This window comes from Nesterenkonia sp. HG001 (assembly GCF_034438835.1).
GTDB classification, from domain to species: Bacteria; Actinomycetota; Actinomycetes; order Actinomycetales; family Micrococcaceae; genus Nesterenkonia; species Nesterenkonia xinjiangensis.
Genome location: NZ_JAOSZD010000007.1, coordinates 189,889 through 200,903, shown reverse-complemented (window position 1 = coordinate 200,903; position 11,015 = coordinate 189,889). Strand labels below are relative to the sequence as shown.

Annotated in this window: 11 protein-coding genes; 8 read left to right on the top strand and 3 right to left on the bottom strand. The window is 68.8% G+C overall.

Annotated features, from left to right (window positions below; all coding sequences use genetic code 11):
• Both ODE13_RS13085 and ODE13_RS13080 read right to left on the bottom strand, forming a co-directional pair.
• Window positions 1–373 (bottom strand): alcohol dehydrogenase catalytic domain-containing protein (locus ODE13_RS13085; protein ID WP_322479675.1); only part of this gene is annotated, 373 nt, incomplete at its 3' end.
• Window positions 374–524: 151 nt separating this feature from the next.
• The gene (locus ODE13_RS13080; RefSeq protein ID WP_322479674.1) at window positions 525–1,178 is read right to left on the bottom strand and encodes a vitamin K epoxide reductase family protein; all 654 of its coding nucleotides are present in this window, start codon (window positions 1,176–1,178) and stop codon (window positions 525–527) included.
• Between the two features lie 529 nt (window positions 1,179–1,707).
• On the opposite strand from ODE13_RS13080, the gene ODE13_RS13075 reads away from it, so the two are divergent.
• From ODE13_RS13075 to ODE13_RS13050, 6 genes are all read left to right on the top strand, one after another.
• A complete protein-coding gene (locus ODE13_RS13075; protein ID WP_322479673.1) occupies window positions 1,708–4,917 on the top strand; it encodes an Rne/Rng family ribonuclease in 3,210 nt (1,069 codons plus the stop codon).
• Window positions 4,918–5,160: 243 nt separating this feature from the next.
• Entirely contained in the window at window positions 5,161–5,469 is a 309-nt protein-coding gene (rplU, locus tag ODE13_RS13070) for a 50S ribosomal protein L21 (protein WP_179542731.1), read from the top strand.
• 69 nt (window positions 5,470–5,538) lie between these two features.
• The gene (rpmA, locus tag ODE13_RS13065; protein WP_179542732.1) at window positions 5,539–5,796 is read left to right on the top strand and encodes a 50S ribosomal protein L27; all 258 of its coding nucleotides are present in this window, start codon (window positions 5,539–5,541) and stop codon (window positions 5,794–5,796) included.
• 150 nt (window positions 5,797–5,946) lie between these two features.
• Window positions 5,947–7,638, top strand: a complete 1,692-nt coding sequence (obgE, locus tag ODE13_RS13060; RefSeq protein ID WP_322479672.1) for a GTPase ObgE — start codon at window positions 5,947–5,949, stop codon at window positions 7,636–7,638.
• Complete coding sequence (gene proB, locus ODE13_RS13055) at window positions 7,635–8,786, top strand: glutamate 5-kinase (protein ID WP_322479671.1); 1,152 nt, start codon at window positions 7,635–7,637, stop codon at window positions 8,784–8,786. The genes obgE and proB overlap by 4 nt, the downstream gene beginning before the upstream one ends.
• A 92-nt stretch (window positions 8,787–8,878) precedes the next feature.
• Entirely contained in the window at window positions 8,879–10,222 is a 1,344-nt protein-coding gene (locus ODE13_RS13050; protein WP_322479670.1) for a glutamate-5-semialdehyde dehydrogenase, read from the top strand.
• A gap of 97 nt (window positions 10,223–10,319) precedes the next feature.
• Here the strand turns inward: ODE13_RS13050 and ODE13_RS13045 are convergent, their stop codons facing one another.
• Complete coding sequence (locus tag ODE13_RS13045) at window positions 10,320–10,451, bottom strand: hypothetical protein (protein WP_322479669.1); 132 nt, start codon at window positions 10,449–10,451, stop codon at window positions 10,320–10,322.
• 9 nt (window positions 10,452–10,460) lie between these two features.
• On the opposite strand from ODE13_RS13045, the gene ODE13_RS13040 reads away from it, so the two are divergent.
• Together ODE13_RS13040 and ODE13_RS13035 are read left to right on the top strand one after the other, a co-directional pair.
• Window positions 10,461–10,658 (top strand): hypothetical protein, encoded by a 198-nt coding sequence (locus ODE13_RS13040; protein WP_322479668.1) that lies wholly within the window; start codon window positions 10,461–10,463, stop codon window positions 10,656–10,658.
• 117 nt (window positions 10,659–10,775) lie between these two features.
• The gene (locus ODE13_RS13035; protein WP_179542736.1) at window positions 10,776–10,961 is read left to right on the top strand and encodes a hypothetical protein; all 186 of its coding nucleotides are present in this window, start codon (window positions 10,776–10,778) and stop codon (window positions 10,959–10,961) included.
• The last annotated feature ends 54 nt before the right edge of the window (window positions 10,962–11,015 follow it).

Below are 11,015 nucleotides of genomic sequence, written 5' to 3'. Positions count from 1 at the left end.
GGGGGGTGCCGTCGGTCAGGGTCATTTTTTGGGTGGCGTTGTGGGTGTTGAAGCAGTATTGGGGCTGGCCTTTGCGGCAGGCGCGGCAGTCTGCGCAGACGGCGCGCCAGTTCAGGATGACTTTGTCTCCGGGGCTGATCGAGGTGACTCCCTCGCCGATGGCGGTGATGCGGCCGGTGGCTTCGTGTCCTAGCAGGTAGGGGTAGTTCTGGCCGATGAGGCCTTTTTGGTAGTGCTGATCGGTTTGGCAGACCCCGCAGGTGAGTATGTCCACCAGGGCTTCTCCGGGGCCGGGGTCGGGGATGATGATTTTTTCCAGGGTGGCTGGGGCGTCTTGGGCGGTGACGACGACAGCATTGACGGTATGAGGCATCAGGCTCTCCGAGACTCGGCAGGTGGTCCGCTCATCATGGCATCATCGACCCCGGTCCGGGAAGAGCGAGAACCTGGTCAGCACGTCCAAGACTGCAGGTCAGCGGCCTGCTCGGAGGCAGGGGTCTGCACATGTCACCTGCCGCGTCGGCTCAGATGCCCAGCGCCTGCGGCAGCTCGATCGCAATGCTGGCGGCGACCAGCAGGTAGATCAGCACCAACACGACCCACCACCAGTCGGCGGTCACCCGGCGGACGGCCCCGGATGCCGGGATGGTCCCGGTGAGGATGTTCCGGGCGGTGACCGCCACGGTCATCGGGATCACAGCGGCCCAGACGACCATGCAGTAGGGGCACAGTGCACCGATGGTGTAGACGGCCTGGGACCACAGCCAGACGCAGAACCCGAAGGCGAACAGCACACCGGCCTGCAGCCCGAGCCAGTACCAGCGCGGTGGCCGCAGTCCTGCCAGGAGCGTGATGCCGACAGCGATCACGACGGGGAAACCCACCACGCCGAGGAAGATGTTCGGAAAGCCGAAGGTGGCCGCCTGCCAGGAGTCCATGACCTCTCCGCAGGACACCCACGGATTGATGTCGCATGCGGTGGAGTGCTCGGGATCCTGCCAGAGCAGGATGCGTTCATGGAGCAGCAGGAAGCTGGCCGCGGCACCGACGAGCCCGGTCGTGATCAGCCAGATCGCCATGGTGCGACGGCTGAATGCGCGGCTGGTCTCCGCAGCCTCAGGCGGCACTAGGCGGGCGCGATCATCGGTCCCGGAGGGAGGGGTGGTGTCCACTGACATGGCTCAGATTGTACGGGGGATGCCTGCATGTTTCCTCGGGGACGGCTCCACGATGTGCGATACTGAGAATCACCGACGTGCGGACCACACCCGGACGTCGGAAGAGCTTGACTGCTCCGACAACTGCACAACCGCACCGCACGCATGGGCCCAGGCGAAGCCGGCACCCGTCGTGGACGAGGCGACGAGCCCGAGTCCGCACGGATCCGACGAGACGATGGACGAGAAGGCGCAAGATGCCGCCGCCGACGCCCCGGGAGTCCTGCACGGCCCCGAGCCTGCGCAGGTGCGGACGCAGCGCGGAGTGAATGTTCGCGGACAGGCCGTGAAGAGCGCACAGCGGAAACCCGTTGTCAGCGCCCGGCGTGGACCGCGAGGCTGCAAGAGCAGAACTTGCAGACATCGACGATGTGCCTCGGCCGCACCCGCTGTGAGAGAGCGGGGGACGGCGGCCGGAGGAATGACCGTACAAGCGGCCGGCGCGAGGGTGGGTGTGGCAGCCTCGGCGTCGGCATGGAGCAACCGAACAATGTCGCACACAGACACGCCGAACGACACGGCGTCAACACAGGACACCGCGGGCGCAGACATCTTCAACCCGTTCAGCCCGCCCGCCGAGGACATCGGGACTGACCAGGAGTCGGCGGAGGACACTGAGCAGCGCGCCCAGCCCGCCGCTCAGGACCAGGTCGAGGAGGCCACCGAGCCCTCGGAGGCGGACACCACCGCAGCAGAGGCGGAGCAGTCCGCCCCTGCTGACCCGGTGGCCGTGCTCTTCCAGGCCCCGGACCTCACAGCTGTGGAGCAGGTCCGCCGCTCCCGGCCCACGTCGAAGCGGGACGACCAGCAGGACGACGCGCCGGCCCGCAGTCGTAGGGACGGCGGCTCCCGAGACAGCAGTTCCCGGAACGACGATTCCCGCGACGACGAATCCGGAGATGACTCGCCTCGTCAGGGTCGCCGGACCGTACAGAGCCGCCAGGGCGGCTCCACCGAGGACGACCGTGGAGATTCGGCCGAGGAGACTCAGTACGACGAGGCCGGGGAAGCCCGCGAAGACGCTGGTGACCACGCTGGTGACGATTCCGAGGACGGCGAGTCCTCGGGCGGTCAGCGGCGCTCCCGGCGCAAGCGTCGCCGTGGCGGACGAGGTCGCAGCAGACAGCAGTCCGACTCTGAGGACGGGTCCTCCGCAGACTCTGGTGAGGACGCCGGGAAGCAGCGCGGCCGGGAGGACTCGGACCAGGGCGAGGAGGCCCGTGACGAGGACGGCCAGGTGGTCCGTCGGCGTCGTCGGCGTCGACGCGGCTCCGTGGACATGGAGGTCTCCGGCGGCGACGGCGACGACCCCGAGCACACCGTCACCCGTGTCCGAGCCCCGCGGGAGGCCGCCGAGCCCGCCGCTCCCACCAAGGTGACCGGGCTGAAGGGCTCCACCCGCCTGGAGGCCAAGCGGCAGCGGCGGCGCGCGTCACGGGAGACCGGTCGTCGTCGGCAGGTCATCACCGAGGCTGAGTTCCTGGCCCGCCGCGAGTCGGTGGACCGCCAGATGATCGTCCGTCAGAAGGGCGACCGGATCCAGATCGGCGTCCTGGAGGACGGCGTGCTCGCCGAGCACTACGTCTCCAACACCCAGCAGGACTCGCTGATCGGCAACGTGTATCTCGGCAAGGTGCAGAACGTCCTGCCCTCCATGGAGGCGGCCTTCGTGGACATCGGCCGCGGACGCAACGCGGTGCTGTACGCCGGTGAGGTGGACTGGGACTCGGCGAACCTCGACGGCGCTCCGCGCAAGATCGAGAATGCGCTGAGGTCCGGCGACTCCGTGCTGGTGCAGGTGACCAAGGACCCGGTGGGCCACAAGGGCGCGCGGCTGACCAGTCAGGTGTCACTGCCGGGCCGGTATCTGGTCTTCGTCCCTGGAGGTTCCATGACCGGGATCTCGCGGAAGCTGCCCGACACCGAGCGCTCCCGTCTGAAGAAGATCCTCAAGGAACACATGCCTGACAAGGCCGGGGTGATCGTGCGCACCGCCGCCGAGGGTGCCTCGGAGGAGGAGCTCACCAACGACATCAACCGCCTGCGGGCGCTCTGGGAGACCATCCAGACGCAGAAGGGCGACCGCAAGGTCCTGCCGCCTGAGCTGCTCTACAGCGAGCCCGACCTGACCATCAAGGTCGTTCGCGACGTCTTCAACGAGGACTTCTCCTCGATGGAGATCCAGGGGGAGGAGACCTGGGACAACGTCGAGGCCTACGTGACCTACGTGGCGCCCCACCTGCTCGACAGGCTTCGCCGCTGGGAGCCGGAGGAGCAGCGGGCCGAGGACATCTTCAGCCACCACCGCATCGATGAGCAGCTGGCCAAGGCGCTGGACCGCAAGGTCAATCTGCCCTCCGGAGGCTCACTCGTCTTCGACCGCACCGAGGCGATGACCGTGGTGGACGTCAACACGGGCAAGTTCACCGGGTCGGGCGGGAACCTCGAGGAGACCGTCACCCGGAACAACTTGGAGGCGGCTGAGGAGCTGGTGCGTCAGCTGCGGCTGCGCGACATCGGCGGCATCATCGTCGTCGACTTCATCGACATGGTCCTGGAGTCCAACCGGGACCTGGTGCTCCGCCGCCTGGTCGAATGCCTGGGGCGGGACCGCACCAAGCACCAGGTCGCCGAGGTCACCTCCCTGGGGCTGATCCAGATGACCCGCAAGCGCATGGGCACCGGCCTTCTCGAGGTCTTCTCGGAGCCATGCGAGCACTGCGCCGGACGCGGAGTGCTCACCCATGGGGAGCCTGTGGGGCACACCCCGTCATACACGTCCCAGGGCGAGGTGCGCTCCGGGAAGGGCTCAAAGAAGCGGCGCAGCAAGAAGGGCGGCAAGGGGCCCTCCGGCGGTGAGCAGCACAGCGAGCCGAGCGCCGAGGAGCGGGAGAAGCAGGAGAAGGCCCGCCAGGCTCTGGCCCAGGTCGCCGCTGCGACCACCGGACAGACCGACGACGGGTCTGGCGAGAGCTCCCACGGATCCGGCAGCTCCTCCGCGAAGGATGACTCCACGAGGGGTGCCACCGAGGAGGAGCCGAGCTCAGGGCGTCGTCGCCGCGGCCGTAAGCCGCGTCGGGCCACCGGCGGAGGTCGCGTGGACGTCGACGAGGCCTCGGGCGCTCAGGACTCCTCCGGGGCTGGCTCCGGAGACGGCTCCGGGACGCGTCCCGGGAACCGCACGTCCGGCGAAGTCGAGACCCCGGTGCTCACCATCGGGGGAGAGCCGGTGCCGGTGCCGCGCGGTGAGGCTGGCGGTGCGGCACAGACCACCAAGGCGACCGAAGACGACGCCGAGGCGCGCCCGGTCTCGCTGGACTCGCTGGACGAGGCGCTGGCTTCGCGCTCCGGCGGCAATGCTGCGGCAGAGCAGGAGGGGTCCACGGGCTCCTCGGCCGGACGCCCGAAGGGGCGCCGTCGTCGGCGGGCTGCCGGCTCGGCTCAGGGTGCCGGCGGCGAGGTGCGGGAGGTGTCCGCCGAGGTCTCCGGACCCAGTCGCACCTTCAGCAGCACCGCGGCCGGGGCCTCGAAGGCTCCGGAGCCCTCCGCTGCCGCGGAGGAGCCAGTGATGCTCGGTGTCGGGGTCAGCGCTGAGAAGCTCAATCAGGGCGCCGCGGGCCCCCGTGAGCACGATGCGGAGGCCGTCGGTGGATCGGGGAAGAGGGTCAACGACGACGGGGATGTCGCCACCTCGGAGTGACAGGCGTGTCGCAGGGCTGTCCGGTTGCTGCAGGGCGCTTCTTCCCGTAAAGTAGATCCCTGGTGTCATCGGCACCAGCACGTCTTCTGCGCTCGGAAGCGAACGAGTACACCGGCAGTCCGACGACCCGCACGCCTGAGCTCCTCAGCCGTTCTGCGAGTCCCGCCTGGCCGTCGTCGAGTCCTCGTCTCCGACCAGATCAAGAATTTGACCGTATTTGTCATCGAGAGAAGTGAGTCCCAAGTGGTGTACGCGATTGTCCGCGCTGGCGGCCGCCAGGAGAAGGTTTCCGTCGGAGACCTCGTGACCCTTGACCGCGTCCCGGGCGAGGCAGGCAGCACCATTGAGCTGCCGGCAGTGATGCTGGTGGACGGGGACGAGGTCACCACCGCGGCCGACGACCTGGCCAAGGTCACTGTGACTGCCGAGGTCCTGGAGAACATCCGCGGCACGAAGGTGGTCATCCACAAGTTCAAGAACAAGACCGGCTACCACAAGCGCCAGGGTCACCGTTCTGAGCTGACCCGTGTGAAGGTCACCTCCATCGCCTGAGCGGCGCCGGAACGACGACGCACGCTCAACCCGTTCAACAACCCACTCAGCTGAGAGGCAGGCAGTCCCATGGCACATAAGAAGGGTGCGAGCTCGACTCGCAACGGTCGTGACTCGAACGCACAGCGCCTCGGCGTGAAGCGCTTCGGGGGTCAGGCCGTCAACGCCGGCGAGATCCTGATCCGCCAGCGCGGCACCAAGTTCCACCCCGGCACCAACGTCGGACGCGGCGGGGACGACACCCTGTTCGCCCTGGCTGACGGCGCTGTGGAGTTCGGAAGCCGTCGCGGCCGCAAGGTCGTCAACATCGTCCCAGCCGCACAGTGAGTGCGGCGCCGGGCTGAGCTGGGCGCCACGCGTCCCGCGGGCCCGGCGACTGAACGACACGAGATCGAGGACGGGCCGACACGGTCCGTCCTCGATCTGTCTTAACAGCCGGTCGAGCACCGGTGCACCGGCCCTGACAGGAGCATCACCATGGCACACTTCGTCGATCGCGTCGTGCTGCACGCCTTCGGCGGTGACGGGGGACACGGCTGCGTGTCCGTCCACCGCGAGAAGTTCAAGCCGCTCGGCGGACCCGACGGCGCCGACGGCGGTGACGGCGGTGACGTCGTCCTCGTGGTCGACCCGCAGACGACCACGCTGCTCGACTACCACCATCGGCCGCATCGGCGCGCCGAGAACGGCGGCGTCGGGCAGGGAGGACTGCGGCACGGCCGACGCGGCCCCATCCTGGAGCTGCCCGTGCCTGACGGGACCGTCGTCAAGGATCAGGACGGTGCCGTCCTGGCCGACCTGATCGGTCAGGGCGCCCGCTACACGATCGCCGAGGGTGGGCAGGGAGGCCTGGGCAACGCGGCGCTGGCCTCGAAGCGCCGCAAGGCGCCCGGATTCGCCCTGCTCGGCACCCCGGGCGAGGCGCGTGAGGTCGTCCTCGAGCTCAAGACCGTCGCAGACATTGCCCTGGTCGGATTCCCCTCGGCGGGGAAGTCCAGCCTCATCGCCGCGATGAGCGCCGCCCGGCCGAAGATCGCCGACTACCCATTCACCACGCTGGTCCCGAATCTCGGGGTGGTGCAGGCCGGCGAGACCCGCTTCACCGTCGCCGACGTGCCGGGACTCATCCCGGGAGCGGCCGAGGGCCGCGGCCTGGGTCACGAGTTCCTGCGCCATGTGGAGCGCTGCGCCGCGCTGGTGCACGTCCTGGACTGCGCCTCTCTGGAGACCGAGCGTGATCCGCTCAGCGACTTCGAAGCCATCGAGACCGAGCTGTCCGCCTACAGCCCTGACGCTGTCGTCGATGTCGCCGGGAACGCGGGCGAGGTCGCGGTGCCGCTCAACGAGCGGCCCCGCCTGGTGGCGCTGAACAAGACCGATCTCCCCGACGGTGCTGCGATGGCGGACATGGTCCGCGAGGAGCTGGAGTCGCGCGGTCTGCGCGTCTTCGACGTCTCCGCCTTGGATCGTTCCGGGCTGCGTGCGCTGGGCTTCGCCATGGCGGAGATCGTCGAGAATGCCCGCCGTCAGCGCGAGGTGGAGCCCGCCCCCGTGCCTGTCACGGTCCGGCCGAAGGCGGTCAACACCAAGCCGTTCACCATCACGCGCGAGGAGAAGGGCGGAGAACCGCTCTTCCGCGTCCACGGCGCGAAACCGGAACGCTGGATCCTGCAGACCGACTTCAACAATGACGAGGCCGTGGGCTACCTGGCGGACCGTCTGGCCAAGATCGGCATCGAGGACGAGCTCTTCCGCAAGGGCGCCACCCCGGGCGACGCCGTGGTCATCGGCGGGGAGGACGGCGTCGTCTTCGATTGGGAGCCCACGATGGTCGGCGGCGCGGAGCACCTGGCCGGTCCGCGCGGCAGCGATCTGCGCTTCGATGACACCAGCCGTCCCACTCGTGAGCAGAAGCGTGCCGAGCAGCAGGCTCGCCGCGACGCCAAGGCCTCGGTGCGCGCCGAGATGGACGCCCAGTACGCCCACTGGGACTCCGAGGAGGCCGATGACGCCCCGGACGAGGAAGACGTCGAGATCGTCTACACCCACGGTGACCCGGAGGAAGACCTGCGCGTGGAGGACCGGCGCACCTGGCGCGAGGTCGATGAGCGCGAGGCGTCCGACGAGTCCGTGGATGCGTCCGAGGGGGCGGGGGAGGACTCCCGATGAGCACTCCCCGCCTGACCCAGTCGCTCATCACCGAGCGGGCCGAGATCATCCGGGCCCGCCGGCTGGTCGTGAAGGTGGGCTCCTCATCTCTGACCACCATCGACGGCGGCATCTCGGTGGACGCGCTCAACCGGCTCGTGGACGCCCTGCAGCTGCTGCGGGCGCGCGGCACTGAGATCGTCCTGGTCTCCTCCGGCGCGATCGCTGCGGGCCTGGCCCCGCTCGGCCTGGAGCGGCGGCCCCACGATCTCGCCACCCAGCAGGCGGCCGCCGCCGTGGGGCAGGGCCTGCTGCTGGCCCACTACAACCGCGCCTTCGCCAGCTACCGGACCCCTGTCTCCCAGGTCCTGCTCACGGTGGAGGACCTGATCCGCCGGACGCAGTACACGAATGCGCTGCGGGCCATCGAGAAGCTGCTGAGCCTGGGCTCAGTGCCGATCGTCAACGAGAACGACGCCGTCGCGACCCATGAGATCCGTTTCGGGGACAATGACCGGCTCGCCGCGCTCACCGCCAACCTCATCCGAGCCGACGGGCTGGTGCTGCTCTCCGACGTGGAAGCGCTCCACGACGGGCCGCCCGACCAGGGCGGACGTCCGGTCTCCACGGTGCGCGGTCCGGAGGACCTCGTGGGCGTGACCCTGGGCAGGCGGGGGAAGGCTGGCGTGGGCACAGGGGGCATGGTCACCAAGGTGGAGGCCGCGCAGATCACCGCGGCCAACGGGATTCCCGCGATGCTCACATCCGCAGACCAGGCTCCGCGCCTCTTCGCGGGGGAAGGGGTCGGGACCTACTTCGTGGCCCAGGGCCGTCGTCGTGGGGCACGGTCTGCCTGGCTGGCCCACCTGGCCCATGTCAAAGGCCGACTCACCATCGATGAGGGGGCCGTGGCCGCCGTCGTCGAGGGCCGGAGGTCCCTGCTGCCGGCGGGGATCGCACGCGTCAGCGGGGAGTTCGAGGCCACGGATCCTGTGGAGATCGCCGATCTGCGAGGGGTGGTGCGTGCTCGAGGGCTGGTCGGCTACTCCTCCACGGAGCTGCCGAACATGCTGGGACGGTCCACGGCGGATCTCGGGAGGGACCTGGGCGCCGACTATGAGCGCCCCGTAGTCCACACCGACGACATGGTCAGAGTCCCGGTCCTCTGACCCGCGGGTCTGCACGAAGAGACGACATTCATAGGCTGAGACGTCCGAGAGACCTGGTCTCCGGACGGGAGACGACGACTAGGCTGGAGACCATGAGCGAGCAGCAGACCACCGAGCAGCAGCAGACCACCGAGCAGCAGCAGGACCTCGGCAAGGAGATCCGAAGCCTCTCCCACCGCGCCCGGGCGGCCTCCAAGCGCCTGGCGCAGATGGATCGTGAGCACAAGGACCGGACGCTCGGAGCCGTGGCCCAAGGACTGCGGGAGTCGCGTGTCGCGCTCCTGGAGTCCAACCGTGAGGACCTGGAGCGCGGACGAGAGGCCGGGCTCAGCCGTGCGCTGCTGGACCGGCTGTCCCTCGACGAGGCTCGGATCGAGCAGCTGGCCGCCTCGGTGGAGGAGATCATCGGTCTGGAGGATCCGATCGGCCGGGTCGTGCAGGGCCGCACACTGCCGAACGGGCTGCGGCTCACCCAGGTCACCGTGCCGCTCGGGGTGGTCGGAGCCATCTACGAGGCCCGCCCCAACGTCACCGTGGACATCGCTGCGTTGGCCCTGAAATCCGGCAATGCTGCTCTCCTGCGGGGCGGCTCTGCGGCCCTACGCAGCAATGAGACGCTGCTGTCGATCATGCGCGAGGCGCTGCGTTCCACCGCCGCCCCCGTGGACGCGGTAGTGAGCATCGACTCCTACGGGCGGGAGGGCGCCACCGAGCTGATGACCCAGCTCGGTTCTGTGGACGTGCTCATTCCACGCGGTGGCCGAGAGCTGATTCAGCACGTGGTCCGGAACTCCCGGGTGCCGGTGATCGAGACCGGTGAGGGAAACGTGCACGTCTACGTGGACGCGACCGCCGACCCCGATACCGCACGCGACATCGTGGTCAACGCCAAGACCCACCGGCCCAGCGTGTGCAACGCCGCCGAGACACTCCTGCTGCACCGCGACGCAGAGAAGGCCGGTCGCGAGGTACTGCGCGGACTGCTGCGGGTCGGCGTCGACCTTCATCTGGACCCGCGTGCCCGGGACTGGCTGCCGGTCCCCGAACCGGAGGATCCGGCACAGGACCGCACCCAGGGTGAGGTGCTCGAGCTCACGGATGAGGACTACGCCACCGAGTACCTGGACCTGCAGATGGCCGTGGGGGTGGTGGACTCCCTGGACGAGGCGATCGAGCACATCGGCCGGTGGACCACCGGTCATACCGAGGCGATCATCACGGACTCGGTCGCCGATGCAGATCGCTTCGTCGCCGAGATCGACGCCGCCGCAGTGATCGTCAACGCCTCCACACGCTTCACCGACGGCGGCCAGTTCGGCCTCGGCGCGGAGGTGGGGATCTCGACGCAGAAGATGCATGCCCGCGGTCCGATGGGTATGGGACAGCTGACCACCACCAAGTGGATCGTCCGTGGGGAGGGTCAGGTGCGCGCCTGACCGGGCGGCGCCTCGGTGCGCCGGGCGTGACGAAGTCCCCAGGGGCCGTCCTGCGATCCATGGACCTGTGCTAGGCCCTTCGGTAGCGTATGTGATGTCAGACACCTTTCGGGGGCTGGTGGCTGTGCTGCAGGTCCTCGCGCCGGTGCAGAGCCGCGATCGCCAATGTGACGTTCGCGGTCATCGTCATCGAAGTCGGCATCGCGAGCACGATCATCCGCTTTGGCACTTTGGCACTTTGGCACTTTGGCACTTCGGCACTTCGGCACTTCGGCACTTTGGCACTTCGGCGCTCGTCGTCGCGATGGGTCTGCAGTACGTGGGCATCGCGGGCTCGATCACCAACTTCGCCTTCGGTGCTGTGGTCGTCGGCGGCGCACTCGCCACCGCGCTGGCCTTCGGCCTGGGCGGCGGGATACCGCAGCCCGCACGCTGAGGGAGCTTGACGGGTGCGCCCCTGGGCCCATCGGGGGACACCGGTGAGGCGAGGGGCGAGCAGGGCCCCTTGTCGCGTAGACTTGCCGTGTTCTGACACGTCCGTAGAGGGAGAGGCATGCTCAACCTGCCGTTCGCCGCCCCGGTGCTGGCCGCCGAGGGTGAAGAAGAGATCGCACTCTTCATGCCCGCCGAGTGGTTCGGCATCATCATGTTCATCGTGCTGATGCTGCTGCTGCTGACCACCGTGGCGTTCTCCAGCAAGAGCAAGAGCCCCGCAGCCCGGGAGCATGAGGACCACTGAACGCAGTGCCTCCCCAGTCAGCCGCCACCTCTGATCCCGGACGCCGCAGGATGC